28 protein-coding genes and 1 pseudogene are annotated in these 25,099 nt (G+C 71.3%); 10 read left to right on the plus strand and 19 right to left on the minus strand.

Translation table 11 applies throughout. The features are described from left to right. Positions 1 to 38: 38 nt before the first annotated feature. The 5 genes from rlmB to VG899_03045 form a co-directional block, all read right to left on the minus strand. On the minus strand, positions 39 to 968 hold the full coding sequence (gene rlmB, locus VG899_03025; protein HWA65325.1) for a 23S rRNA (guanosine(2251)-2'-O)-methyltransferase RlmB: 930 nt from the start codon (positions 966 to 968) through the stop codon (positions 39 to 41). A gap of 4 nt (positions 969 to 972) precedes the next feature. After that, the gene (gene cysS, locus VG899_03030) at positions 973 to 2,349 is read right to left on the minus strand and encodes a cysteine--tRNA ligase (protein ID HWA65326.1); all 1,377 of its coding nucleotides are present in this window, start codon (positions 2,347 to 2,349) and stop codon (positions 973 to 975) included. A gap of 82 nt (positions 2,350 to 2,431) precedes the next feature. Further along, a complete protein-coding gene (ispF, locus tag VG899_03035) occupies positions 2,432 to 2,908 on the minus strand; it encodes a 2-C-methyl-D-erythritol 2,4-cyclodiphosphate synthase (GenBank protein ID HWA65327.1) in 477 nt (158 codons plus the stop codon). 29 nt (positions 2,909 to 2,937) lie between these two features. Beyond that, positions 2,938 to 4,062, minus strand: coding sequence for a TRAM domain-containing protein (locus VG899_03040; protein HWA65328.1), 1,125 nt, complete (start codon positions 4,060 to 4,062; stop codon positions 2,938 to 2,940). 66 nt (positions 4,063 to 4,128) lie between these two features. Beyond that, positions 4,129 to 4,611: a CarD family transcriptional regulator gene (locus tag VG899_03045; GenBank protein HWA65329.1), complete on the minus strand. Its 483-nt coding sequence runs from the start codon at positions 4,609 to 4,611 to the stop codon at positions 4,129 to 4,131. A gap of 217 nt (positions 4,612 to 4,828) precedes the next feature. Here VG899_03045 and VG899_03050 point away from each other — a divergent pair, with 217 nt between their 5' ends. Continuing rightward, on the plus strand, positions 4,829 to 5,575 hold the full coding sequence (locus VG899_03050; protein ID HWA65330.1) for a hypothetical protein: 747 nt from the start codon (positions 4,829 to 4,831) through the stop codon (positions 5,573 to 5,575). A 100-nt stretch (positions 5,576 to 5,675) separates the two neighbouring features. Beyond that, positions 5,676 to 6,233, plus strand: a complete 558-nt coding sequence (locus VG899_03055) for a hypothetical protein (protein HWA65331.1) — start codon at positions 5,676 to 5,678, stop codon at positions 6,231 to 6,233. A gap of 130 nt (positions 6,234 to 6,363) precedes the next feature. On the opposite strand, the gene VG899_03060 is transcribed toward VG899_03055, so the two are convergent. The 3 genes and pseudogenes from VG899_03060 to mshA all read right to left on the minus strand — a co-directional run bounded on the left by VG899_03060 (position 6,364) and on the right by mshA (position 8,875). Next, positions 6,364 to 7,110 (minus strand): phosphoglyceromutase, encoded by a 747-nt coding sequence (locus tag VG899_03060; GenBank protein ID HWA65332.1) that lies wholly within the window; start codon positions 7,108 to 7,110, stop codon positions 6,364 to 6,366. Next, complete coding sequence (locus VG899_03065; protein ID HWA65333.1) at positions 7,107 to 7,640, minus strand: YbjN domain-containing protein; 534 nt, start codon at positions 7,638 to 7,640, stop codon at positions 7,107 to 7,109. Before VG899_03065 ends, VG899_03060 begins: the two co-directional genes overlap by 4 nt. A 14-nt stretch (positions 7,641 to 7,654) precedes the next feature. Continuing rightward, positions 7,655 to 8,875, minus strand: a pseudogene (gene mshA / locus VG899_03070) (D-inositol-3-phosphate glycosyltransferase). A 74-nt stretch (positions 8,876 to 8,949) separates the two neighbouring features. Between mshA and VG899_03075 the strand changes: the two are divergent. Genes VG899_03075 through VG899_03085 form a run of 3 tightly spaced genes read left to right on the plus strand, consistent with a single transcriptional unit; the run spans position 8,950 to position 10,876 of the window. Then, on the plus strand, positions 8,950 to 9,693 hold the full coding sequence (locus VG899_03075) for an SDR family NAD(P)-dependent oxidoreductase (GenBank protein HWA65334.1): 744 nt from the start codon (positions 8,950 to 8,952) through the stop codon (positions 9,691 to 9,693). Next, positions 9,690 to 10,148, plus strand: a complete 459-nt coding sequence (locus VG899_03080) for a hypothetical protein (protein ID HWA65335.1) — start codon at positions 9,690 to 9,692, stop codon at positions 10,146 to 10,148. The genes VG899_03075 and VG899_03080 overlap by 4 nt, the downstream gene beginning before the upstream one ends. Then, on the plus strand, positions 10,145 to 10,876 hold the full coding sequence (locus tag VG899_03085; GenBank protein HWA65336.1) for a maleylpyruvate isomerase family mycothiol-dependent enzyme: 732 nt from the start codon (positions 10,145 to 10,147) through the stop codon (positions 10,874 to 10,876). The genes VG899_03080 and VG899_03085 overlap by 4 nt, the downstream gene beginning before the upstream one ends. Here the strand turns inward: VG899_03085 and VG899_03090 are convergent. Genes VG899_03090 through VG899_03100 form a run of 3 tightly spaced genes read right to left on the minus strand, consistent with a single transcriptional unit; the run spans position 10,866 to position 13,239 of the window. Next, on the minus strand, positions 10,866 to 11,375 hold the full coding sequence (locus VG899_03090; protein HWA65337.1) for an O-acetyl-ADP-ribose deacetylase: 510 nt from the start codon (positions 11,373 to 11,375) through the stop codon (positions 10,866 to 10,868). The genes VG899_03085 and VG899_03090 overlap by 11 nt on opposite strands. Then, a complete protein-coding gene (locus tag VG899_03095) occupies positions 11,372 to 12,508 on the minus strand; it encodes an alkaline phosphatase family protein (GenBank protein HWA65338.1) in 1,137 nt (378 codons plus the stop codon). The genes VG899_03090 and VG899_03095 overlap by 4 nt, the downstream gene beginning before the upstream one ends. 11 nt (positions 12,509 to 12,519) lie before the next feature. Beyond that, a complete protein-coding gene (locus VG899_03100; protein ID HWA65339.1) occupies positions 12,520 to 13,239 on the minus strand; it encodes an alanyl-tRNA editing protein in 720 nt (239 codons plus the stop codon). 62 nt (positions 13,240 to 13,301) lie between these two features. Here VG899_03100 and VG899_03105 point away from each other — a divergent pair, with 62 nt between their 5' ends. Both VG899_03105 and VG899_03110 read left to right on the plus strand, forming a co-directional pair. Further along, on the plus strand, positions 13,302 to 13,742 hold the full coding sequence (locus tag VG899_03105) for a hypothetical protein (GenBank protein HWA65340.1): 441 nt from the start codon (positions 13,302 to 13,304) through the stop codon (positions 13,740 to 13,742). Positions 13,743 to 13,795: 53 nt separating this feature from the next. Beyond that, positions 13,796 to 14,206, plus strand: coding sequence for a hypothetical protein (locus VG899_03110; protein HWA65341.1), 411 nt, complete (start codon positions 13,796 to 13,798; stop codon positions 14,204 to 14,206). Between the two features lie 3 nt (positions 14,207 to 14,209). Here VG899_03110 and VG899_03115 read toward each other — a convergent pair whose 3' ends face one another. Beyond that, on the minus strand, positions 14,210 to 14,983 hold the full coding sequence (locus VG899_03115) for an ATP-binding cassette domain-containing protein (GenBank protein HWA65342.1): 774 nt from the start codon (positions 14,981 to 14,983) through the stop codon (positions 14,210 to 14,212). A gap of 17 nt (positions 14,984 to 15,000) precedes the next feature. Between VG899_03115 and VG899_03120 the strand changes: the two genes are divergently transcribed. Then, on the plus strand, positions 15,001 to 15,519 hold the full coding sequence (locus VG899_03120) for a VOC family protein (GenBank protein ID HWA65343.1): 519 nt from the start codon (positions 15,001 to 15,003) through the stop codon (positions 15,517 to 15,519). 9 nt (positions 15,520 to 15,528) lie between these two features. Continuing rightward, positions 15,529 to 16,272 (plus strand): hypothetical protein, encoded by a 744-nt coding sequence (locus tag VG899_03125; protein ID HWA65344.1) that lies wholly within the window; start codon positions 15,529 to 15,531, stop codon positions 16,270 to 16,272. Between the two features lie 10 nt (positions 16,273 to 16,282). On the opposite strand, the gene VG899_03130 is transcribed toward VG899_03125, so the two are convergent. The 4 genes from VG899_03130 to VG899_03145 form a co-directional block, all read right to left on the minus strand. Then, positions 16,283 to 17,074, minus strand: coding sequence for a site-2 protease family protein (locus VG899_03130; protein HWA65345.1), 792 nt, complete (start codon positions 17,072 to 17,074; stop codon positions 16,283 to 16,285). Positions 17,075 to 17,177: 103 nt separating this feature from the next. Further along, complete coding sequence (locus tag VG899_03135) at positions 17,178 to 17,855, minus strand: hypothetical protein (protein HWA65346.1); 678 nt, start codon at positions 17,853 to 17,855, stop codon at positions 17,178 to 17,180. A 100-nt stretch (positions 17,856 to 17,955) separates the two neighbouring features. After that, positions 17,956 to 18,444 (minus strand): helix-turn-helix transcriptional regulator, encoded by a 489-nt coding sequence (locus VG899_03140; GenBank protein ID HWA65347.1) that lies wholly within the window; start codon positions 18,442 to 18,444, stop codon positions 17,956 to 17,958. Positions 18,445 to 18,514: 70 nt separating this feature from the next. Then, a complete protein-coding gene (locus VG899_03145) occupies positions 18,515 to 19,057 on the minus strand; it encodes an aerial mycelium formation protein (GenBank protein HWA65348.1) in 543 nt (180 codons plus the stop codon). A gap of 212 nt (positions 19,058 to 19,269) precedes the next feature. Here VG899_03145 and VG899_03150 point away from each other — a divergent pair, with 212 nt between their 5' ends. Then, complete coding sequence (locus tag VG899_03150; protein HWA65349.1) at positions 19,270 to 21,669, plus strand: DUF4388 domain-containing protein; 2,400 nt, start codon at positions 19,270 to 19,272, stop codon at positions 21,667 to 21,669. An 8-nt stretch (positions 21,670 to 21,677) separates the two neighbouring features. On the opposite strand, the gene VG899_03155 is transcribed toward VG899_03150, so the two are convergent. The 3 genes from VG899_03155 to VG899_03165 all read right to left on the minus strand — a co-directional run bounded on the left by VG899_03155 (position 21,678) and on the right by VG899_03165 (position 24,926). Then, on the minus strand, positions 21,678 to 22,592 hold the full coding sequence (locus VG899_03155) for a folate-binding protein (GenBank protein ID HWA65350.1): 915 nt from the start codon (positions 22,590 to 22,592) through the stop codon (positions 21,678 to 21,680). Between the two features lie 29 nt (positions 22,593 to 22,621). After that, positions 22,622 to 22,789, minus strand: a complete 168-nt coding sequence (locus tag VG899_03160; protein ID HWA65351.1) for a hypothetical protein — start codon at positions 22,787 to 22,789, stop codon at positions 22,622 to 22,624. Between the two features lie 85 nt (positions 22,790 to 22,874). Further along, complete coding sequence (locus VG899_03165) at positions 22,875 to 24,926, minus strand: hypothetical protein (GenBank protein ID HWA65352.1); 2,052 nt, start codon at positions 24,924 to 24,926, stop codon at positions 22,875 to 22,877. Positions 24,927 to 25,099 lie beyond the last annotated feature (173 nt).

Raw genomic sequence — 25,099 nt, forward strand, 5'->3', positions numbered from 1 at the left:
GGCCCTACCGGGCCCGCTGCACCGAGCGCTGACCGCCCTCAGCCGCGCCGGCGACGGGCCACTTCGGCGAGTGCGATCCCGGCGGCGACCGAGGCGTTGAGCGACTCCACCGGCCCGGCCAGCGGGATCCGCAGGGTGAGGTCGCAGCGCTCCCGGACCAGTCGCGACAGCCCCGCGCCCTCGGCGCCGACCACCACGACCAGGGGCCCGGTCGCCAGCTCGAAGCCGTCGAGGTCGAGCTCGCCCCGGCCGTCGAGACCGACGACCATCAGCCCGGCGTCGGCGTACGACGTGAGCGCCCGGACCAGGTTCGTCGCGCGAGCGACCGGCAACCGGGCGAGCGCCCCCGCGCTCGCCTTCCACGCCGACGGCGTCACCCCCACCGACCTGCGCTGCGGCAGCAGCACGCCGTGGGCGCCGAACGCCGCAGCCGAGCGCACCACCGCGCCGAGGTTGTGCGGGTCCGTCACCCCGTCGAGTGCCACGACGAGCGGCGCATCGGTCGACTCGAGCACCCGGCGCAGCAAGTCGTCGGGATGGGCGTAGTCGAACGGACGCACCGCGAGCGCGATGCCTTGGTGCGCAGCGCCGCCACTGAGCCGGTCGAGCTCCGGGCGGCCGGTCTCGATGATCGCGATCTCGTGCTCCTTGGCCAGCCGGGCCGCCTCGATCAGCCGATCGTCGCGGTCCAGGCCTGACGCGAGGTACATCGTCGTGGCCGGCACCGCGGCGCGCAGCGCCTCGACGACCGCGTTGCGGCCGGCGACCACGTCCGCGGCGCCCTCGCGGCGACGGGTGTCCTGGCGGGCCGGGCGCGGCTGGGCCGTCGCTCGCTTGGCCGCCGCCCGGGCCCGGCGAGCGGCCGGATGCTTCGTCCGGTCCTCTGCCTTCGGGGTCGGGCCGCGGCCCTGCAGCTTGCGACGGCCGTGACCTCCGGTGCCGCTGGTCGGACCCTTCTTGCTCGCCACGGCGCTACCCGATCCGCCAGCGCGGCCCGTCGGCGGTGTCCTCGACGACCACGCCGGCCGCCGCGAGCGCGTCGCGGATCCGGTCGCTCTCGGCGAAGTCCTTGCGTTCGCGCGCCGCCTGCCGGGATGCCAGCAGTGCCGGCATCACCGCGTCGAGGACCTGTCCCTGCGCGGACTCGCCACTGCCGGCGAACTCGTTGGGCGCCAGCCCCAGCACGTCCGCCATCGCCGCGACCTCGGCGTACGCCGACCGCGCCGCGGCGGCATCCCCGTCGGCCAGCGCGGAGTTGCCGCGGCGGACCGTGTCGTGCAGCACACCGAGCGCGGCGGGCACCGCGATGTCGTCGTCCATCGCCGCGACGAACTCCTCCGGCAGCCCCGAGGTCCCGCTGACGTCGGGGTAGCGCTCGGCTGCCCGCGACAGGAAGTTCTCGATGCGGGTGTAGGCCGCGTCAGCCTCGGCCAGGCCGGCATCGCTCCATTCACTCTCGGAGCGGTAGTGCGGCGAGACGAGGTAGTAGCGCAACGCCTGCGGGCGGGCCGCCGCCAGCAGGTCGGCGACGAACAGCGAGTTGCCCAGCGACTTGCTCATCTTCGTACCGCTGGTGTTGAGCAGGCCGTGGTGCAGCCAGAACCGCGCGAACCCGTCACCGGCTGCGGCGGACTGCGCGAGCTCGTTCTCGTGGTGCGGGAAGACGAGGTCGAGCCCGCCGCCGTGGATGTCGAAGGTCGGGCCGAGGTACTTCGTCGCCATCGCCGAGCACTCGATGTGCCACCCCGGACGGCCGGGGCCCCACGGGGTGTCCCAGAACGGCTCGCCGGGCTTGGCTGCCTTCCACAATGCGAAGTCGAGCGGGCTGCGCTTGGCCGCCGTACCGTCGTCGCCGGACTGCATCGCGTCCGGCTGCTGGCCGGAGAGCTCGCCGTACGCCGGGTGAGAGCGGACGTCGAAGTAGACGTCGCCCCCGGAGGGGTAGGCGTGGCCGGCCTCGATCAGCCGTTGGATCAGCGCGACCATCTCCGGAATGTGCCCGGTGGCGCGAGGCTCTCCCGTCGGCGGCAGGCAGTTCAACGCGTCGTAAGCAGCGTGGAACTCACGCGTCACCGCGGTCGCGAGCGCCCACCACGGCGTGCCTTTGGCGTCGGCGTTGACGAGGATCTTGTCGTCGATGTCGGTGACGTTGCGCAGGTGGTGGACGTCGTGGCCGCTCGCCTGAAGCCACCGGCGTACGACGTCGAACGCCACCGCCGAACGGACGTGCCCGATGTGCGGGGCCGACTGCACCGTCGGGCCGCAGACGTAGAGGGTGACGATGCCGGGGGTGACGGGCTCGAAGTCACGGACCGCCCGGGTCCTGGTGTCGTACAGCCGCAGCGCCACCGACCCACCCTATTGATCCGCCGAGCCCAACGTTGTTGGTCTTTCGCGGCGCCCGAAAGACCAAAAAGGTTGGGCTCGACGCTTAGACGGCGACGAGGAGGGCGGTGGCGATGGCCGCGAGGCCCTCGCCGCGACCGGTCAGCCCGAGACCGTCGGTGGTCGTCGCCGACACCGAGACCGGCGCCCCGATGGCACTGGACAGGGCAGCCTCCGCCTCGACGCGGCGGGAGCCGAGCTTGGGCGTCTCGCCGATCAGCTGCACCGCGACGTTGCCGATCGCCCAACCCGCCACGATGAGCCGGCGGGCGGTCTCGGTCAGCAGCGCCACGCCGGAGGCGCCCGCCCACCGGGGATCCCCGGTCCCGAACTGTGCGCCGAGGTCGCCCATGCCCGCCGCCGACAGCAACGCGTCGCACGCGGCGTGCGCGACGACGTCCCCGTCCGAATGACCGGCGAGCCCTCGCTCGCCCGGCCAGGCCAGCCCGGCGAGAGCGAGCGGACGATCGTCGGCGAACGGATGCACGTCGACCCCGATGCCGATTCGGGGTACGCCGGCCAACGCCTGGTTGAGCGGGACGACCTCCTCGCTCATGCTCCTGCCTTGGCCGCCGGCGCCGGCCCGGTCACGTCCCCGAAGACCAGACGCCCGTTGGCGGTCACGACCACACTGCTGATGCGCACCGTCACATCCTTGCCGACCAGCGAGCGACCTCGCTCGACCACGACCATCGTGCCGTCGTCGAGATACCCGACACCCTGTCCCGCCTCACGCCCGGGCTTCGTGACCTGGACGGTCACGTCCTCGCCGACCACCACCGGTGGGCGCAGCGCGAGGGAGAGGGCGTGGAAGTTGAGGACGGCAACCCCGGAGATCGCGGCCGACTTCGCCAGGTTCGAGTCCAGCGTGAGCAACGCGTAGTCGAGGTCGAGGCAGGTCCGGACCAGCTTCTCGTCGACGGCGTCGACCTCGGGCTGCGGGTCGGGGATCACGTCGAGGTCCACGAACGGCTCACGACGCAGCGTCTCCAGGACCTCGATGCCGCGCCGGCCGCGGCTGCGGCGGGTCGGGTCCGAGGTCTTGACGAGCCGATCGAGCTCGTCGAGCACAGGCTGAATCACGACGAACCGGCCGTGGACGAACCCGGCGCGGACCACGTCGACGATCCGCCCGTCGATCGCCACCGAGGTGTCGACCAGCTTCACCAGCGCGGAGCCCGAGACCCGCCGCGGCATGACCCCGGTGCGGAACCCGATGACCCCGAGCACCTCGTCGCGCTTGGCGGCGCCCACTCGGAAGCCGACGTAGGCGAGCAGTACGACGACGATGCTGAACAGCGACACCGCAAGGGCGAGCCCTGGGATGAAGAACAGCGGCCAGCCGGTGACCACGCCGATGAGCGCACCGACCAGCGCACCGAAGCTGCCGGCGACAAGGGTGTCGGCCGAGACCTCACGCAGGACCGCCTCGGTGCGGTCCGCGGTGGTCGCGGCGGTTCGCCCGAGGATGCCGCCGACGACGTACCCGACCCCCGAGCCGACGATGACGCCGAGCCCGGCGCCGCGGAACGGGCCGATCGAGACGTTGTGCAGATGGCGCGAGCTGACCTGGCCGACCTCGACCCCGAGGCCGATGAAGAACACGACCGTGAGCAGCCGCAGTACCTCGACAAGGCTGTTCGGGGTACGGCGGCTCGGCACGCGGGTCCGGCTCACCTAGCGATTCTCGGCCTCTCGGGCCCTCGCCACTTCACCCAGAAGGGCTAATCAAGATCGCGGCGGCTAGCTGGCGAGGACCTCGTCCAGAATGGCTTCGGCCTTGTCCTCGTTGGTGCCTTCGGCGAGCGCGAGCTCGCTGACCAGGATCTGGCGGGCCTTGGCGAGCATCCGCTTCTCGCCCGCCGACAGGCCGCGCTCCCGGTCCCGCCGCCACAGGTCGCGGACCACCTCGGCGACCTTGTTCACGTCACCCGATGCGATCTTCTCGACGTTGGCCTTGTACCGGCGCGACCAGTTCGTCGGCTCCTCGGTGTGGGGGGCCTTGAGGATCTCGAAGACCCGCTCCAGGCCGTCCGCGCCGACGACGTCACGGACCCCGACGTACTCGGCGTTGTCGGCGGGAACCCGGACCGTCAGGTCGCCCTGCGCAACCTTCAGGACGAGGTAGGTCTTCTCCTCGCCCTTGATGGTCCTGGTCTCGATTGCCTCGATGAGCGCCGCCCCGTGGTGGGGGTAAACGACAGTCTCGCCGACCGTGAACGTCATGCGCGTTGATCCCTTCGCTGACCTCCAGGATATCACGCAAAATCGCTGCCCCGACCGGCCGCCAAAGAGCAAAACCGCAGGTCAGAGGCCTGTTCTGCGCAAATCCAGGTCTTGACAGGACGTCCGGCACGTGCATGTGCACAACGCTGGGGACGACCTCGATCTGGTGTGTTCAGGGTATGTCGCGACAGCGACATCGAGCGCATACTCGAACCCGATGCGGGACGACGACGACCGACCGGGTGAGGCGGCACATGCCGCTGATGAGAGCTGGGCGGACCTCGTCGTACCCGACGACATCTCCGAGCTGGCAGCCGACATCGCCGCCTACCACCGCGAGCTGCGGCGCGCCCGCCGGGGCCGGCGGTTCACCCGCTCGAATGCCCGCCGCGCGACCGGCCCGATCTTCGCGCTGGCCCTCGCCACCGCGTTGGCCGGCCTCGTGGCCTTGATGCTGACCGTGATGGCGCCGCAAGCCGTGCAACCGCCGTCGGCCGCGCCGCTGGCCGCCCCGACCGTTGCCGACGGCTCGGTCGGCGGGCTGCTGCCCGAGGTGACGTTGACCGGCCCGAACGGACCGGTCGACTCTCGCGCGGTTGCGTTGCGTCCGGCGGTGTTCGCTCTCGTGCCGGTCGGCTGTGCGTGCAAGGCGTTGCTCGATGGGCTCGGCGGGGAGGCGTACAGCGAAGGGCTACCGCTGGCCGTCGTCGTACCGTCCGCCAGCGACCCGAGCACAGCCGCGGTGGTCGCCTCGCTGGACCGCGGGGTGACGCTGTATCTCGACCCGAGCGCGGCGCTCGCGACCGCCGTGACCGGCAGCGCCGCGCCTGACCCGACCGCGATCTCGGCCACCGTCGTCGTCGTGAACAAGGACGGCACGATCTACGACATCGACCGCGACGTCAGCAACGCCTCGCAGTCCTCACTGGAGGCGGAGCTGCAGAGCATGCTGGTGCGCCACTAGCGAGGTGGCGGGTCCGCCTCCGGCCTCGCACGGGCACCTCAGTAGGCTGGCCGCGCCTGCCAAGTAGGCAACGCCGGACCGGAGGACTCGAGGAGTGTCTGTGATCGCGCGCCGTGCCACACAGCGCAGCATCGCCGCGGGCGCGCTCGCGCTCGTGCTGCCTGTCCTTGCCGGATGCGGCATGGAGGCCAAGGACGAGACGAGCAAGGAACACACCCAGATCCAGGCCGCGAGCAACCACATCGGCGCGATCAAGATCCGCAACGCATTCCTCACGACGCTGCCCTCGGCGACGTCGGTCGACTCCGGCACGACCTACCTCGTGGTCACCCTCGTCAACGACGGCCGGACCCCGGACGCCCTCACGGGTGTCACCACGCCACTGGGCACCGCATCCCTTCAGGGCGGGCCGGTGACGCTGCCACCCGGAGTCGTCGTCTCGATCAGCGACCCGGAGCTCGACCCGAGCGCGACCACGCTCGCCGTCACTACGGCGACCGCGCCGACGGTGGGGACGACCGAGCCGGTGTCCTTCAGCTTCGCGACCGCGGGAACCACCGAGAACCTCGACGTACCGGTGGTCGCGCCCGGCGGCAGCCTCTCACCCGACCAGGTGATCCCGACCACCCAGGCCACGGTCGCCACCCCCATCGTCTGACCTTCCCCCCAGCAACGCTGCGTTGCTGGGGGATCTCCCGGGCGACGCTGCGTTGCTGGGCAAAAAGCCGAGGCAACGCTGCGTTGCTGGGGTGGGGTGGGGGTCGGGGTGGGGTGGGGGTGGGGTGGGGTCAGCGGCCTTGGTTGGCGACGGCTTCCGCCGCGGCCTTGGCGGCGTCGGCGTCGAGATAGGTCCCACCCGCGACCAGCGGCCTCAGCTGGTCGTCGAGCTCGTACGCCAGCGGGATGCCGGTCGGGATGTTGAGCTCGACGATCGCCTTGTCGCTGATCCCGTCGAGGTGCTTGACCATCGCCCGCAGCGAGTTCCCGTGCGCCACCACGAGCACCGTCTTGCCGGTACGCAGGTCCGGCACGATCGCGTCGTACCAGTACGGCAGCATCCGCGCGATCACGTCGGCGAGGCACTCGGTACGCGGCACGATCTCCGGTGGCAGCGACGCGTACCGCGGATCGCCGACCTGAGAGAACTCGTCGTCATCAGGCAGCGGCGGCGGCGGGGTGTCGAACGAACGCCGCCACACCATGAACTGGTCGTCGCCGAACTCCGCCCGCACCTGCGCCTTGTCCTTGCCCTGCAACGCCCCGTAGTGGCGCTCGTTGAGCCGCCAGCTCCGGCGTACCGGAATCCACTGCCGGTCGCAGGCGACCAGTGCGTTGCCGGCCGTGACGATCGCGCGCTTGAGCACGGACGTGTGAAGTACGTCGGGAAGCAGCCCGTGCTCGGCGAGCAGCTCACCCGCGCGGACCGCCTCGGCGAATCCCTTGTCCGTCAGCCCGACGTCGACCCAGCCGGTGAACAGGTTCTTCGAGTTCCACTCGCTCTCGCCGTGGCGAAGCAAGACCAGCCGTCCCGTCACGGGGTGCCATTCTGCTGTGCGCCGCGAGCCGCCCGGTTGTCGGGATCGGCGAAGCGCGCGAACGCGGCGAGATTCGCCAGCGACTCGCCCCGTTTCACCCGCCAGTCCCATTCCCGTTCGATCGAGGTGCGGAAGCCGATTTCGAGGGCGGTGTCGAACAGGTCGTCGGAAGCGGTGAGTACGGCGCCGAGCACCCGGTCGATCTCCTCCGGGGTCACCGACGACAGCGGCAGCCGCCCGACGAGGTAGACGTCACCGAGCAGGTCCACCGAGAACGCGACGGCGTAGAGCTTCGCGTTGCGTTCGAGCAGCCACCGCCAGAACCGCTCCTCGTTCTCGTCCGGCTTGCGGCAGAAGAACGCTTCGACGTGCAGCGAATGGTCGCCGATGACCAGCCACGTCATGGTGGCGAGCTTGTGCGAGCCAGGCAGCTTGACGAAGAACGCGCCCGGGTTGGGCTCTTCGAACTCGAGTTCTCGCTCGCCGAGCTCCTCGCGCAGCACCGCCGCCAGGCGGTCGACGTCGGTCATGGCACGACGGAGGTGTAGACCTCGAGGACCCGCTCGACGGTCGCGCCCCACCCGAACCGTTCGGCGTGGCGGATCGCTCCTTCGGCCAGGGCGAGCCGGCTCGCCGGCTGGGCGAGCAGGCCGCCGAGCACCCGGGCGTAGTCCCGCGGATCGTGACCGTCGATGAGCAGACCCGAGCCGCCGTCACACACGGCCGTGACGAGCCCGCCGACCCGGGCCGCGACCACCGGCGTCCCGCAGGCCTGCGACTCCAGCGCCACCAGACCGAACGACTCGTTGTACGACGGGACGACGGTCACGTCGGCCGCCCGGTAGTAGTCGGCGAGCAGCGCGCGCGGCGCGGGTCGCTCGAAACGGACCAGGTCCGCGATGCCGAGGGAGACCGCGAGCTTCGACAGCTCTTCGGGCTTGTCCAGCCCGTTGCCCGACGGGCCGCCGACCACCAGCACCACTAGCCGGTCGCGAAGCGCGGGGTCGGCCTCGACCAGTCCGGCGGCGGCACGCAGGAGGACGTCCGGCGCCTTGAGCGGTTGGATCCGCCCGACGAACAGCAGCACGTGGGCGTCGGCCGCGATGCCCAGCGCGAGCCGGGCGAGGACCCGGTCACCAGGCGTGAAGGTCTCGAGGTCGACCCCGGGGGCCACCACGTCGACCTTCGCGGCGTCCGCGCCGTACAGCTCGACCAGCTGCGTCGCCTCGTCGGTGGTGGAGGCGATCAGCCGGTCGGCGGCCTCGACCACCTGCGCCTCACCGATCGCCCGCATCGCGGGCTCCGGCGCGTCGCCGTCGGCCAGCAGCGCGTTCTTGACCTTCGCCATGGTGTGCATCGTGTGGACCAGCGGGACGCCCCAGCGTTCCTTCGCCAGCCACCCGACCTGGCCGGACAGCCAGTAGTGGGAGTGGACCAGGTCGTACCAGCCGGGTTCGTGCGCGGCCTCCTCGCGCAGCACCGCGCTGGTGAAGGCGCACAGCTGCGCCGGCAGGTCGTTCTTGTGGAGGCCCTCATACGGGCCGGCCGTCACGTGGCGGACGAGTACGCCGGGCGAGAGCTCCACGGTGGGCGGCAGCTCGCTGCTCGTCGCCCGGGTGAAGATCTCGACGCTGATGCCGTGCTCGGCGAGGCGGCGGCTCACCTCGGTGACGTAGACGTTCATTCCGCCGGCGTCGCCGCACCCAGGCTGCTCCAGCGGGGAGGTGTGGACCGACAGCGTCGCGACCCGACGTGGCAGTCCCATGCTCTCAATCCTGCCCGAAAGGCCCGGTTCGCTCACCTGGCCGGCCGCGGCAGCCCGACTCATAGGCTCGTCCTGTGCAACGAACCGCTGTCGTGACCGGGGCGAGCAGCGGCATCGGCGCCGCGACCGCTCGCCGGCTGGCCGCCGAGGGGTACGACGTGATCGCCGCGGCGCGCCGCCTCGACCGACTGGAGGCGCTCGCCGCCGAAGCCGGCGTGCGACCGGTCGTGCTCGACGTCACCGACGAGGCCTCGGTACGCGCCCTCGCCGACTCGCTGGCCACCTGTCATGTCCTGGTCAACAACGCGGGCGGGGCTTTCGGTCTCGAGCCGGTCGCCGACGCCGACGAAGCCGCCTGGCGACAGATGTGGGAGACCAACGTCCTCGGCATGATGCGCGTGACCCGCGCGTTGCTCCCGGCGCTCGAGCGCAGCGGCGACGGGGTGGTCGTCACGGTGACCTCCGTCGCCGGGCACATCGTTTACGAAAACGGTGCGGGGTACGCCGCGGCGAAGCATGCGGAGCGCGCGGTGTCGGAGACGCTGCGCCTCGAGGTGTTCGGCAAGCCGATCCGCGTAGTGGAGGTCGCGCCGGGCATGGTCGCCACGGAGGAGTTCTCACTAAATCGGTTGGGCGGGGACCGCGCCAAGGCGGATGCTGTCTACGCCGGAGTGCCCGGGCCGCTGTCCGCCGACGACGTCGCCGACTGCATCGCGTGGGCCGCCACCCGGCCGTGGAACGTCAACGTCGACCTCCTCGTGGTGCGCCCTCGCGCGCAAGCCGCGCAACACAAGCTCTACCGGGAGACGACAGCGTGACCGAACCGACACCGGCGGCAGGCGACCACACCCACGTCGTACACAACGGCAAACGCGAGCTGACCATCGACGAGCTCGCCCTGATGCAGCCGGGCATGGACCGGCTGATGGCGGAGGTCGGCCAGCGGACCCACCGGCTCTACTACGCCGCGAAGGCCGGCAACTGGAAGCTCGCGGAGTACTTCTACACCTCCACGTACAAGCAGCTGCGGCTGTGCGCCACCAGCCGGCCGAAGTACGCCGAGGACATGGCCGCCTACCTCGAGCAGGACTGCGCGCCGGTCCGCGAGGCGTTGCGCAACCGCGACCAGGACGCCTTCGACGTGGCCTACCAGCGACTCGTCGACCGCGCCAACCACTACCACGACGTGTGGAAGAAGCCCTGGCTGCACTGGGTGACACCGGACAGCCCGCCCAACGACCTCGACCTCACCGCCGGCATCGAGGACCAGTGACCACCCCCGCGTACGCAGAGCTCGTCAGCGCCGTCCGGCGCGAGGGTGAGGCACTCGTCGCCGCCGCCCGGCAGGGCAGCGAAGCCGCCGTGCCGACGTGCGGGGCGTGGACCGTCGCCGACCTCGCCCGCCACGTCTGGCAGGTCTACGCCAACGTCACGATGTACGTGACGACGCGCGCCACACGACGTCCGGACCAGTTCCCGGAGCTGCCCGACGGCGACCCCGTCGACCTGCTCGAGGCACAGCTCGACCAGCTGGTCGCCGCGTTGAGCGACGTGGCTGCCGACACCCCGATCTGGACGTGGGTGTTCGACGCTCCCGCGGGCGCGGTGTTCTGGGCGCGACGGATGGCCCACGAGTCGGCGGTGCACCGGTTCGACGCCCAGAACGCCCACGGCATCCAGGAGCCGATCAACGCGGAGCTGGCGGGCGACGGGATCGACGAGCTGGTCGACGTCATCGCGCCTCGGGTCTACGGTCGCGACGAGCTCAGCGGCCCGACCGGCTCGCTGGCCCTGCACTCCACCGACGGCGACGCCTGGTTCCTGGAGCTGCATCCGAGCGGGGTGCGCAAGGTGGAGCGGCTCGAGTCACCGGCCGTGACCGCGACCGGCACCAGCAGCGGGCTGCTGCTGACCGTCTACGGCCGCGTCCCGATCAGCACGGTCGAGGTCACTGGCGACGCGTCGCTGCTCGAAGCCTGGACCGACGTCCTCAACTTCTGAGGGCGCGGGCGAACTCGTCGTACGCGTCCTGGCTGAACAGCACGAACCGTACGTCGGTCACGTCCGTCGGGGTCGCCGTCACGGTCGCCACAGCGATGTCGGCCGCCGAGGCCATCGGCCAGCCGTACACCCCGGCGGAGACCGCCGGGAACGCGACGCTTGCCGCGCCGAGCTCGTCGGCGACCCGCAGCGCCTCCCGGTAGCAGGACGCCAGCAGCTCGGAGCGGTCCGTCGTCCGGCTGTAGACCGGCCCGACGACGTGGATCACCCAGCGGCAGCGCATGTCGCCGGCGTCGGTGGCGGCCGCCTGCCCCGCCGGTAGCGAGCCGATCCGGTCGCGCAGCTCGCGACGGGCCTCCAGCTGCGCGTCGCCGCCGGCGCGCAGGATCGCGCCGTCGACGCCACCGCCACCCATCAGGCCGCTGTTCGCGGCGTTGACGACGGCGTCCACCTCCTGCTCGACGATGTCGCCGAGGACGAGACTGATCTGTGCTGTCACGCCGTCGCGGTGAGCAGCGGCACGAGCAGCTCCTCATCGGTCAGCGCTCCGTGATGGCCGGGCAGCGCCGACATCCGCGACTCGCGCTTGCGCTGGACGATGCCGAGGCGGCCCTGCGCGATCGCGACGACGTCACCGATCCGCGCCCGCGCGGTCGGCGTGACCACCGCGCCGAACAACCCGGCCGCGATCGCGGTCTCGGCGTCCAGGACCCACGCCCGGTCGCCGAGCACCGCACGCCAGGTGGCGAGTACGTCGGCGGCGGCCCCGGGTTTCGCGTGGACGTGTCTCATCCGGGGCTCGCCGGCGATCGCGACGACGCCTTCCCGCAGCGGCGAGTTCGGCTCGTCCGCGTCGACCGCCTCGTCCTGCGCGACGTCCGTCATGCCGTGATCTGCGGTGACGAACAACGACGTGCCCGTCGGCAGCCGCTCGGCGAGCAGCTGGATCCGCCGGTCGATCAACGACAGCTGCGCCGACCACGAGTCACTCGACGGCCCCCGGATGTGACCGACGAAGTCGAGCTCGGAGGCGTAGGTGTAGACCAGCGAGCGATGACCGCGGTCGGCCGCGTCGGCGGCGAGCGCAACCATGTCACCGCCGGTCGTCACCCCGCGAAACCCACCGCCGCGAAACACCGCCCGGGTCAGGCCGGTTCCCTCGAAGTCGCGCGAGCTCGCAATCGTCACCGAGACACCGGCGTCGGCGGCCTGCTGCCAGACCGTGGTGCGGGACTGGATCTCCTCGGGTTCGAGGACCTCGCGCAAGTCGTCCTTGCCGGACAGCTGACGCCACGACAGCCAGTTGACCGGCTCGCCGACCTCGGCGACGTAGGACGAGTAGCCGGTCATGGCGTGCTCACCGGCCGGCAGGCCGGTCGACAGCGAGGCGAGGGAGGTGACGGTGGTCGACGGGAACCCAGCCGTCAGCTCGCGGCAGGCCAGTGACGACAGGAACGGCGCCGCCGCCGCGCCCGCCTGCATCCCCACCAGGCCCATTCCGTCGACCAGCACGACGACCGCCCGGGCGGTGTCGGGCAGGCCCAGCCGGTTGTCCTCGCCGACGCCGAGCGCCGCAAGCACCGACGGCATGACGTCGCAGAGCGAGGCTTCGCCGTAGCGCGGCACAGGCATCGCGGCGTCGGTCACTGTGGCAGCCGCACTCTGAGCCTGCGAAACCCTTTGCCTTTGTTCTCGATCTTGACTACCTCGATCGCACCGATCTGCCGGGTCGACGCGACGTGAGTACCACCGTCGGCCTGGGTGTCGAGCCCGACGATGTCGACGATCCGCACCTCGGACAGACCTGGCGGCAACAGGTTCGTCGCCGTGCGGATGATGTCCGGGATCGCGAAGGCCTCGTCGTAGGGCAGGACCTTCACCTCGATCCGGCGGTCGGCGGCGATCTCGGTTGCGCAGGCCTCGGCGATCGCGTCGCGGAAGCCGTCCGGCACCTCGGGAAGGTTGAAGTCCATCCGTGCCTCGAGCGGTTCCATGTTGCCGCCGGTGACCAGTGCGCCGTAGTCGCGGAACACGACACCGGCCAGCAGGTGCAGCGCCGAGTGGGTGCGCATGAGAGCGGTACGTCGCTCGTCGTCGATCGCCCCCTGCACCGCGGTGCCGACGGCGGGCAGCGGCTCACCATCGACCGGGATCAGGTAGACGTCGTCACCGGTCTTGCGTGCGCCGGCGATTTTCGTCTGGACCCCGCCCCAGAGGAGGACGCCCTCATCCGGTGGCTGTCCCCCGCCGCCGGGGTAGAACGCCGAGCGATCGAGGACGAGGCCCTCGTCGTCCGCACGGAGCACGACCGCCTGCCACTCGCGAAGAGTCGCATCTGCCAGCTCGAGACGGTCGGTCGCCATCGGTGCTGAGAGTACGGGAACCTTGTGGCGGGTACCGACGTCTGACGACCATGAGGTGGCGCATGAACGGCGTACGAACGACCATCACGACGCTGGCCGCTGCCGGCCTGCTGTCCGGCGGGGTCGGCGCAGCGGCCGCGGCGAGTGCGACGACCGCCGGCGCGACCCGCCCGCCGGCCGAGCACGTGCCCCGCACGATCCATCGCGCGGAGGTCATCTACTCCGGCACGACGCAGGGCACTGCTCGCACTGTGCGTGGTCGGCAGGCGACTCGGCTGATCACCCTGTTCGACGCATTGCGGCCGGAGCCGCCCGGCACCGTCCACTGCGATCTCGCCGGCGGGCCGACGATCACGGTGACCTTCCGGGGCGCCCACCACACCTGGGTCGCCACGCAGAGCGCCTGCACCAACGTCCAAGTGGCGCGCGACGGCAAGCCGCTGCCGACGCTGCTGCCGACGAACGCGTGGACCCACGCCACCTACCGCGTCGTGGGCCGCTGACGAGGGGCACTCCGATCTCGACCCGCGCCAGCGGCGGTTGACACACTCACCTCGTGCTCACCGTCACGCTCGCCGACACCCGGCTGTTCCTGCACGTCCTGGCGGCGAGCATCTGGGTCGGCGGCCAGATCGCCCTGGCGGGCTTGGTCCCACCGCTGAAGCGAGCCGGCGTCGAGATCCCGAAGGTGGCCGCCCGGGCGTTCGCGCGGGTCGCCTGGCCGGCGTTCGCGGTGCTGGTCGCGACCGGCATCTGGAACATCCAGGCCGATCACGACGAGCTCGACCACTCGACGGACTTCCGCAACACGCTGATCGCGAAGCTGTGCCTCGTCGTGCTGTCCGGGGTCAGCGCGTTCGCTCACAGCCGCGCCACCTCGCGGCGTGGCCTGGCGCTGTGGGGTGCCGGTACGGCGATCTTCGCCCTGCTCGCGATGTTCTACGGCATCGTGCTCAGCCGCGGCTGAGGGTCAACCGGCAACCGCGAACCACCTGCCGTCGACCTGATGGGCGCGGACCGGGCGCCCGAAGCAGACCGACAGCGCCGCCTCGTCGCCGAGCAGCTCGACGTCACCGTGGCCGACCAGGCGGCCGGCCCGCATCAGCGCCACGTGGGTCGTGGTCGACGGCAGCTCTTCGAGGTGGTGGGCGACCGTGATGCTCGCCAGCCGCGGCTCGGAGCGCGCCGTGGCCTCGAGGGCCGAGAGCAGGTCGGCCCTGCCGGGCAGGTCCAGGCCCGAGGCCGGCTCGTCGAGCAGCAGCAGAGCGGGGTGCGCGACGAGCGATCGCGCCAGTCGCGCCCGGCCTGCCTCGCCTTGGGAGCACACCGCGATCGACCGGTCTCGCAGCGACGCCAGCCCGAACCTCTCGATCAGCTCGCCGACCCGTGCCGCCGCGCCCGGATCCGGTGGTCGCAGCCACTGCACCGTCTGGGTGGCGCCGGTCTCGACGTACCGCTCGACGGTCAGCTCGGCCGGCAGCCGCAGCCGTACGTCGACGACGCCGATGGCTCGCCGCAGCTCACGGAGGTCGACCCTGCCCATCTCGTTGCCGAGGATCCGCACCGTTCCGCGTGACGGGAACCGCTGCGCCGAGGCGAGCGCGAGCAGCGTCGACTTGCCGGCGCCGTTGGGCCCGAGCAGCGCCCAGTGCTCGCCCTCGGCGACGGTCAGGGAGATCTCGTGCACGACGTGCGGACCGCCGGCGAACCAGACGTCCGCCCGTTCGATTTCGAGGACGCTCATCGCGGCAGACTCTAGGCATGAGCCTTCCCGACGACGCTGAGCAAGCCCGCCTGGCCGCTCGCCGCGACCAGCTTCGCGCGCAGTACGTCACCCCGGCGGCCGACCGCGCGGCGACGAACGGCCGCGGCATCCACCACGCCGCGCTGATCTGCAGCGACGTGGAGCAGACGATCAGCTTCTACCAAGGCCTGCTCGGCTTCCCGCTGGTCGAGCTGGTCGAGAACCGGGACTACCCCGGCTCGACGCACTTCTTCTTCGACCTCGGCAACGACACGCTGCTCGGCTTCTTCGACTTCCCCGGACTCGGGTTGGCGCAGCTCCCCGAAGGGATCGGCGGCGTGCAGCACATCGCGATCTCCGTGGCGCCCGACGCGCACGCGAAGCTGCGGGCCCGGCTCGACGACGCCGGCATCGCCTACGACGGGCCGCAACGCGGCATCCCCGAGTCGATCTACCTGCGCGATCCGGACGGGATCGGCATCGAGCTGCTCGCCGACGAGCTGATGTGGTTCGGCGGGAAGTGGCTCAACACTTAGCCTGCTGACATGCCCGTCTGGGTGGCGATCGCCTCGAAGGACACACGGCGGTTCACCCAGCTCGCCTGCGTCTCGGCGATGCGTACGGCGGGCCAGCCGATCCATCTCGTCGTCGGCGACTGCGCCTCGACCGACGGCAGCCTCGAATGGCTGCGCGCACAACACGCCGCCGGTTGGCTGCAGCTGGTGGAGGGTCCGGCCGACCGGCGACACGGGCAATGGATCGACACCTTCCGGCAGATGTGCCCGGAACGCCACCTCATCGTTTTGGACTCCGACCTTCGCTGCCGTCGTCACGGCTGGGTGGACATGGTGCTCCGCCATCTCGACGACGCCGCACTCGTCGCCTTCGACCGCTCGGAGCTGACGACCTACACCGAGCTTCGGCCGACGCCGCTTCAGGGGATCACCATGAAGCTGCTGCCACGCCCGATGCCGTTCGTGCTCGGGCTCGACCAGGAGCGGCTGCGCGACGTCGACACCAGCTTCGTGTGGCAGCCCGCCTACCAGCTCGCCGATCCGAGCGACTTCGCCGCGCGCCCGGAGGCCTACGACACGGCAGGCGCGTTCGCGGCAGAGATCGAGCGCCGCGGGATGCGCTGGGAGACGTTGTCCGAACGCGAGCGGACATGGTTCATCCATTACGGCGGTCAGTCGTGGGACACGAAGCTGCGGCTGGCTCGCTCGAGCGCGGTGAGCCTCCAGCTGTGGCAGAACCGGCTCCGGTTGCGCGACAAGCCCGCGCCGGTCTGAGCCCGGCCGGTCAGGAGATGTGGCGGGCGGCGTACGTCGCGTGCATGCCTGCGACGATCGCCACCACCAGCGCCAGGTAGACCACCGACAGCCGCAGCCGCAACCGTGGCTCGACGGCGGGCGGCGTGCCGCGCTCTCGAAGCCGCACCCAGAGCTCGTAGCCGACCAGCAACAGGATGACGAGGACCAACGGTTCGAACCGGACGATCAGATATCCCACGAGACCGGCACCGACCGCCACCCACACCCACACGTAGAGCAGATCGGCGACCCGCCCGCCGTCGAGCGGGACCAGCGGGACCAGGTTGAGCAGGTTGAGCAGCAGACCGGTGAAGGCCAGCGCTCGCAACAGATCGGACCCGTGGAGGTGCCCGTACTCCGCGAGCGCGAGCGAGCCGACCGTCCCGAGCAGCGGGCCGGCCAGCGCCGTCTCGGCCTGCTGATAGGGCCGATCCCCACTGGGCGTCCAGCTGGTGAACGCTCCGAGCAACGGCAAGAAGACGAGCGCGCCGGCCCGGATTCCACGCAGCCGCAGCGCGACAACGTGCCCGAGTTCGTGCACCAGAATCAGCCCGACGAACCCGACCGCGTAGCGCCAACCCCACAGCTGTGCGTAGGCGGCGATCGACACCGCCATCGAGCCGACGAACAGCACGGATTTGAGCTTCGCCACCAGTGCGACGGCCCCCGCGAGCGGCGCGAGCGCTTGCTTGAGCTTCGCCCACCGACCCGGCGACGGCGTCGCCGGCGGCACGCCGTGCCCGCCGGGCTGGTCAGCGACCGCGCCGGCGTCCGTGCTCACCGCTCCATCGTGCACCTGGGTCGAGCGGCGAGCCGGACCCCGGACACACAAACGGTCCCCGGCGGCTCATACCCGCCGGGGACCGTTTGTGACTGGGCTGCGACTACCGGGTGGAAGTCCCGTCAGCGTCGATCGGAGTCGCCGAGAACTCCGGCGTAGCGGCCGAGGACGGCGTGGCGGGCGCCGTCGTCGCAGCGCTGGCCGCGGGCTTCGCGGCCGGCTTGCGGGTGGCCGGCTTGGTGCTGGGCTTCTTGGCAGCCGGCTTCGCCGGGGCCTTGGCGGCGTCGCCTCGCAGGCTCGCCACGACCTTCTCGCCGCGGTCGGCGAACTCGGCGTAGGTCGACGCGACGCGCGCGCCGAGCTCGTCGGCCTGCTTGCGCAGCGTGGCGGGCTGCTTGCGCAGGGTCGCGGTCAGCTCCTCGACCTGCTTGCGGACGCTGTCCTGCTGCTTGCGCAGCGTGGTCGGGAGCTCCTCGACCTGCTTGCGCAGCTCGGTCGGCAGCGACTGTGCCTGCTTGCGCACCGTGTCCTGCTGCTTGCGCAGTGCGTCCTGCTGCTTGCGCAGTGCGGTCGGCAGCTCCGCGACCTGCTTGCGCAGCTCGGTCGGCAGCGACTGCGCCTGCTTGGTGACCTCGACCCGGCGGGTCTGGGCACGTGCGGGCAGCTCCTTGACCTGGCTCTGCAGAACCGTCGCGCGGGTGCGCAGCGTCTCCACCGCGAGTTCGCCGGCACCGGCGATCGCGTAGAGCGGCTTGGTGTCGATGGTGAGAAGGGTTGGCATGGCGGTTGGACCTCCAGATGACGAGTCGGGTGCCGCCCCGGCGGCGGCGCTTCGACGTTCGTTGGTCGGTGACGGTGACGGGAGTTGCGGCGAACCGCTGCTACGACGAGGTATCGCTCGCCCCGTCGCCAGGGACTGCGGACTTGGCGCGGCGCGCCGTTCTGGTGCGCGAGGCCGCGACCGGCGCGGGCTCGGCCGTGGATGTGGCGGCGTCGTCCGGCTTCCCCGCGTCGGTCTTGCGGGCTCGGCCTTCGCTTTCACGTCGGTAGGCCTCGTACAGTTCGAGGAGCACCTGCTTCTGGCGCTCTGCGAGGTGTGCATCGCCGAGAATCGCGGCGGGCACATCGCTGTCGCCGTACCGTTCCTCGAGAATGCCGGCTTGCACGTAGAGCGCCTCTGCCGAGATGCGCAGCGCCTTCGCGATCTGCTGCAGGATCTCGGCGCTCGGCTTGCGAAGCCCACGCTCGATCTGGCTGAGGTACGGGTTCGAGACCCCAGCCAGGCTGGCCAGCTGCCGCAGCGAGATCTGCGCCGCGGATCGCTGCTCGCGGATGTAGTCCCCGAGATTGCGAACGTCCAGCTTGGCCACGACGCAGAGCGTAGACCCAAGTGCTAACTATTGCAAGCGCCCTGCAAGCACTCGCCGTACGCGTCGTCGCTCAGACGTCCGGGAGCAGGTCCTCGACGTTCGCGGCACCCTCGCGATAGCGGCGGCCGAGCTCGGCGCTGCACGCATCCATCACCGCTTGCACCGAACGTCGCTTGCGCGACACGTCGCGCTCTTCCCGGTCGAGTACGTCGACCAGCCGGGCCAACGTGTCGTCGTCGTGCCGCGACGGGTCGGACAGCTCACTGTCGGAGACGAGTGCCTCGACGTACCGACGATGGGAGTCCAGCGCGGAGGGCTCCGCCGTCGCGTGCCGTCCGGAACCGCGCGGCGCGGTCCGGTCGTCGGCCAGGATCTCCGGCAGCGCGTCGATCAGCGAGCCCGCGGCGCCTTCCCCGCGCCGCCGCGCCTGCTCCGCCCGCAAGATGTCCAGGCGGCCCTGCAGCAGGCGGCGCAGGTAGGACAGATCGGTCTCCTCCTGCTCGGTCTCCGCGCGCATCGCACGGATCTCCTCGACCGGGCGCTTCGCCAGGCCGAGCAGGTACTCCGGAGCGAGCACCCGGTCGAGCCGGCGACCCGCAGCTGGGTAGGTCATCAGACGCCTCTCATACCCATGGCGCAGCGGTCATCTGGCTGCCCGCGGCCTCGGGGCTCGTCACAAGGACGAATACGCTCATGTTGTCACTCTTCGGCAGGTGTCCTAACCCGCGTGAGCGCGAGATTGGTCCGTATGGCTCAACAACCGGGTCGTGCGTGCCGAAGGGAATGAAGCGCGATGCCGGCTGCGGACAGTGAAGGAGGTCGCCGATGCTCAAGGGCGACCTCGCCACCACGGCCCTTGCGCCGGTTCTGCTCGACCTCGCCGCCTCCGGGGCGACCGGGAGCGTGATCCTGAACCGCCCGGACGGCGCCGAAGCGCAGCTGTTCCTGCGCGGCGGGCTGGTCTGCGGCTTCAACGCGCCCGACCAGCGGACCGATCTGGGTGCCAAGCTCGTCTCGTCGGGCGTTCTGGCGCCCGAAGCGCTCTCCGACGCGCTCGAGGCGCAACGCACGGACCTGTCGGCCTGGAATCTCGGCGAGCTGCTCGTGCACCTCGGCTACATCGACGAGGACGTCATCCAGGAGTTCGTGACCGAGCAGCTCCACGAGGCGCTGTGGGACTTCCTGCAGTGGTCGGAGGGCCGCTGGAAGTTCCGCAAGAACGCCAAGATCCGTGAGGACATTCGGCCCCCTCATGCCGTCGTCGAGCTGCTGGAGACGCTGCGCGAGCGCGGCTACGAATGGGAGGAGATCTCCTCCGTCGTCAGCTCGCCGGACGCGATCCCGGTGCTCTCGGCGCGCGGCGACGGGGCGCCCGAGACCACGCTGGACAGCGACGCCTGGTCGATGCTGTGCAAGATCGACGGCGTCCGTAGCGTTGCTGAGCTGGCGAACGACTGCGGATACACCCTCTTCGAAGCCGGCCAGGTCCTCGTCACCCTGGTCGACGCCGGGCTCGTCGACATCAGCGACGACGTCGACGACGACTCCGCCGACGTCTACGGCGCCAGCGCCCTCGCCGAGGCGCTGAGCGGCCGACGCAACGCATCCGCCCCCGCCGACGCGACGCCGGGCGGCGGCGACGACGCGCTCACCCGACTCGCCCGGCTTGCCAGCGACGTGACCAGCCACGGCGCCACGGCTCCTGCCACCAACCCCCTCCAGCTCGACGTCATGGCCGCCCAGCTCAACGGCGGCCCGAGCCTCACGGTGCCGCTGCGGCGCAACGCCGAGAGCTTCGCCGCGTCGATGGGCCGCGTGTCCGGGGCGCTCGCGGATGCGCTCGGCCCGCCGCCTGAAGACACCGAGGGCATGACCTCGCTGATCGAGATCCGGCGTCGTCCGCGGCCCGCCCGCACGGCAGCGCCGCTCGACGGCGAGCAAGAGCTGGAACGACGGCGCCGGCTCCGCGCCGCTGCCGCGGCTGAGCTCGCCTCAGCGCAGGCTGACGCCGAGTCGCTGCGCCCCGACCACGACGTGAACGCACGCTCCGACTCCGTCGACGACCCGCCGAAGCTCGTCGACCTCGAAGCCGAGCGCGCGCGGGTTGCCGCTCGCGAGGCCGAGGAAGCGGCGCGTCACGCCTCCGAGGAGGCGGCTCGGCGTGCCGCGGAGGAGTTCGCCCGAGCGGCGGCCGAGCAGGCTGCGCGCCACGCCGCCGAGCTTGCCGAAACCCAGAGCACAGATCAGGCGGCGCAAGCGGCCGCCGAGCAGGCGGCCGCGCTCGCTGCCCAGAAAGCCGCCGCCGAGAAGGCCGCGGCGGAGAAGGCAGCCGCAGAAAGGGTCGCTGCCGAGCAGGCCGCGGCAGAGAAGGCCGCTGCCGAGCAGGCCGCGGCAGAGCAAGCCCGGCGCGACGCCGAGGCGCGGGCGGCCGAGGAAGCCGCGCGACTTGCCGAGCAGCAGGCGGCCGAGGAGGCGGCCCGCAAGCTCGCCGAGCAGCAAGCCGCCGAGGAAGCCGCCCGCCTTGCCGAGCAGCAGGCGGCCGAGGAAGCGGCCCGCAAGCTCGCCGAGCAGCAGGCGGCAGCAGCAGCCGAACAGGCCCAACGCGAAGCCGCCGAGCAGGCTGCCGCGCAGGCGGCTCAGGCCGCGGCGGAGCAGGCCGCGGCGGAGCAGGCCGCGGCGGAGCAGGCAGCGAAGGAGGCCGCGGAGCGCGCTGCGGCGGAGAGCCGCGAAGCCGCCGCACGCGCCGAGGCAGAGGCAGCCCTGGTCGCAGCGCAGGCCCAGGCGGCCGCCGCCGAGGAGGCGCAACGCCTCGCCGCGCAGGCACAGCGGCTCGCCGACGAGCAGGCGGCACTCGCCGCGGAGGCGGCGGCGAAGCACGCCGCGATCGACGAGCAGGATTTCGCCGCGGCGGCAATCCAAGCCGATCAGGCCGCGCAGGCCTCGGCCATGCTCGCCGAGCTGCACCACAGCGCCAGCGACACGGCAGTCGAGCCGATGGTCGCCGTCGTGCCCGACCCGACACCGGCGTCGGAGCCCGAGCCCGAACCCGCGCCGGTCCCCGGCGGCGGTGACACCGACACTGCTGCGCTGCTGCGCGAGCTGTCCTCGCTCGGGGTGGAAGACGACAACCGGCCGCCGGCGGCGCCAGTGGCGCCGCGGGCGCCGCGGCCCAGCCAGGCCGACGCGAAGAAGGCGAAGAAGAAGATCGGCTTGTTCGGCCTGTAGGCCACCGACTACGCGTCGACCACCCGCTCGGCGCGCATCGCCATCCCTGCCACGGTCAACGGCGCGTCGTCCGCCACGTTCCGCTTGATCACCGCGAGCGCGATCGGGCCGAGATCCGCGTGCTGGAGCGCCGTTCCCAGGAAGCCGACCGCCCGGCCGTCCAGCTCGACCGCGACATGAGGCGCCGGCAGCTCGTCACGCGTGCCGTCGAGGTAACCGAAGACCAGCCGGCGCGGCGGCCGGCCGAGGTTGTGCACGCGAGCGACCGTCTCCTGCCCGCGATAACAGCCCTTGTCGAGATGGACGGCCACCCCGATCCAGCCGACCTCGTGCGGAATCGTGCGGTGGTCGGTCTCGAAGCGAAGGCGCGGTTCGCGCCGCGCGACGCGGCGCGCCTCCCAGGCGCCGTGGCCGACCAGGGGCAACCCGGTCCCGTCGACCCAACGCTCGAGATCCGCGCGGGGCACGAGCTCGTCGCCAGCCACGTCGACGGCCACCCGCGTCATGACCGCGTAGGACGACGTGACGTCGCTGACCTCGACGCGGAGCATGAACCGCATCGACTCCAGGTAGTCACGCAGCGGCTCCGACATCTGCGGTTCGGTGGTGAGCCAGGTCGCCTCGCCGTCGTCGCGCACGGTCATGTGGTGCTCCACGTGACCGTGCGGAGACAGGATGAGCGCCTCACGAACCTCACCCGGGGGCAGCGACTCGAGATGCGCGGAAGTCAGGGCGTGCAACCAGGTCAACCGGTCCGGGCCGGCGATGCGCACGACCCCTCGGTGCGACCGGTCGACGACCGCATCCGAGTCGACCAAGGTCCGCTGTTCGCGCAGCGGGTCGCCGTAGTGGGCCGCCACTCCGGCGTCGACGCCCAGCCCGTCGACCGCGCCCTGGCGCGACAGAAGCGGGCTGGCAGGCATCTCGCGCTCCATGCTAGGAGCGGGCCGGCCTAGCGAGCGCCGGCCGGCGCGGCCTCCCCGCGTTCGAACTCCAGAATGGCCTCGCTGTCAGGTCCCTCGGGGGAGAGCAGGTCGAACAACAACGACAGCGGGATGCGGGCGTCCAGCAGTCGCATCGCGACACTGAGTCGCTGCTCTGCTGAGATCGGCTCGCTCACAGTATGTGAGTCGTCCAGGGCACAGGTGATCATGACCCGCCGTACGGGGGAATCGCGTCCGGCGTCCGAGTGATTGTCGGGTCGATCAGGTCGTGCAAGGGGCGGTGCCGAAGCCCGGCCCGACCTCGAAGACCCCACCAGCATCGTTGGTCACAACCGGCGTCGCGGCGGGGTCGCTCGACGCCCAGGCCAGTTGCGGCGGAGGCGGGTTGCCTGCCGAGGTCTCGACGACGACGAAGGAGTAGTCGCCGGCGGCAACCGCCGCGCGCCACGCCGGGCAGCTGGGATAGTCGACGAACGCGTGGTGCGCTTCGGTCTCACCGACGTACTGGACGGTGTTGCTGAACGTCGCGCCGAGGAAGGGATAGAGGACCGTTCCGATGACGCCGATCCGCACCCCGGTCTTGTCCTGCACAGACGCGTAGAGCGCCTCCTTCGAGTCCGCGACGGTGTGGTAGCGATCACGGAGGTAGCTCCGGTTCGCCGCGTAGCCGCCGACCGCCAGCGCCGCGACCGCGACCAGCGCCAGCCACGGTCCGAACCGCCGCACGACCGGCGCCCTGACCACTGCGGCGACCACGAGAGCCACGGCCGCCGCGGCCGCGCAGTCCCTGGTCCCCAACGCCCAGATCCGCGGACCGAGCAGCGTCACCACCAGGCACGCGAGGAACGCCAGGGACACGATCGTCGGCCAGCGCCGGCCGAGTCGTGAAACGCCGAACCCGAGCAGCCCCAGCGATACGGCGGGCAATGCGTATCGCACGTTGTACTCGAACAGATAGGGGTGGCCGGCCGGGCCGAACGCGCCGCTCGGCGTGATGAGGTAGGCGCCGGTCGCGACGACCGCGACCACCCCGGCCATCCGCCACGCGTTGGGTCCGAGCGCGAGCGCGAGCAGCACGCCGATCACCGCCAGCGCGAGGATCGCCACCCACGCCTTGCCGAAGAAGAAGGCGAGACCCGGATGGAAGTAGTGCCGGATGACCGACGAGTCGGACAGGTAGTGCGCGACGGAGTAGCCGTACTTCTGGAAACCGGCCATCGGGACCCTGGTCAGGCCGGGGATGTGCTCACTGGGCAACGGCGAGCCGACCGCGACCACGTCGCGGACGTACCAGTAGATCGCCGTGATCGCGGCCCCGAGTACGACGAGGACCGTGGCGACCGGCTTGCGCCGGTTGGGGACCAGCACCAGGAAGCCGAGCAGCAACGCGCCTGCCGGCGCCAGCAGGCTCAGCTTGGTTCCCATGGCGAGGCCGCCGGCCAACCCGGCGAGGAACGGCAGCCCAACCGTTGCCTCGTCACCGTCGTTGCGGAAGTGCAGCGTGATCGCGAGCACCGCGATCAGCGGCCAGACCGCCATCCAGTCGTTGATCGCGCTCGCGTCGTAGGTCCCGAGCAACGCGAGCAGCGGAGAGATCGCACACACCGCGACCGGCCCGGCGTCGTACGCCGATCCGACGCACCACGCGGCCAGCAGCGCCGCCCCGAGGTCGGCGAGGGTGATGACCAGCGACAGCGAGTCGCGACCCAGCAGCGCGATACCCATCCCGTGGAGCAGCTCGCTGTTGAACGGGTAGTAGGAGACCGGTGAACCGGGGGCGAGCTGGACGACCGAGCCGGTGTGGTGGGTCGTCGCGAAGTGCGCGGCCATCGTGAGGTGGTACTGAAGCGAGTCGATGAAGACGTTGCCGGTGCGTGCGGTGGCGCGCACCGCCACCAGGCCTTCGGCGATGACGAGCGCCCCGCACGCGCTGGCGATCCACGACGGCACCGACCGCAGGCCGCGCCGCCGGGGAAGCACGTCGACCTGCGGCGGCTCAGCGGGTTCACCCGCCCCCGGCTCGGCCGCGCTGGGCTGCGGGCGCGACCGTCCCCGGCCGAGCAGCAACGCGAGGGCGGCCGACGCCACTGCGGTGATGACCAGCGGGTTGCGGTTGAACGCGCCGAAGGACCCGAGCACCTCCCCCATCACGACGAGGTAGGAGTACGCCACCACCACGACGACGAGCGCCGCGGTCGCTCCGGCCCAACGCGGGGCGAACAACCGCCGCCCTACCAACCCCACGACCGTCGCGCAGAGCAGGACCGCGAGGGTTGCGCCCACCCCGACGGCGTACTGATGGACCGTCATCACTAACCCCCAGCATCCTGCGAGCCGATGTGAACCCTAGGGAATCACTGATCAATGCCGTCCGTCGCGAGCGGCGATCCGGGCGGCGGCTGGCAAGGCGGAGGAGGAGCGCGGTAGCAGCGCTACCGCCGACGACGACAACGCGGTCCAGCCGTCGATCCGGGCGACGCGCAGCA

This window comes from Mycobacteriales bacterium, assembly GCA_035550055.1.
Lineage (GTDB): Bacteria > Actinomycetota > Actinomycetes > JAFAQI01 > JAFAQI01 > DASZTV01.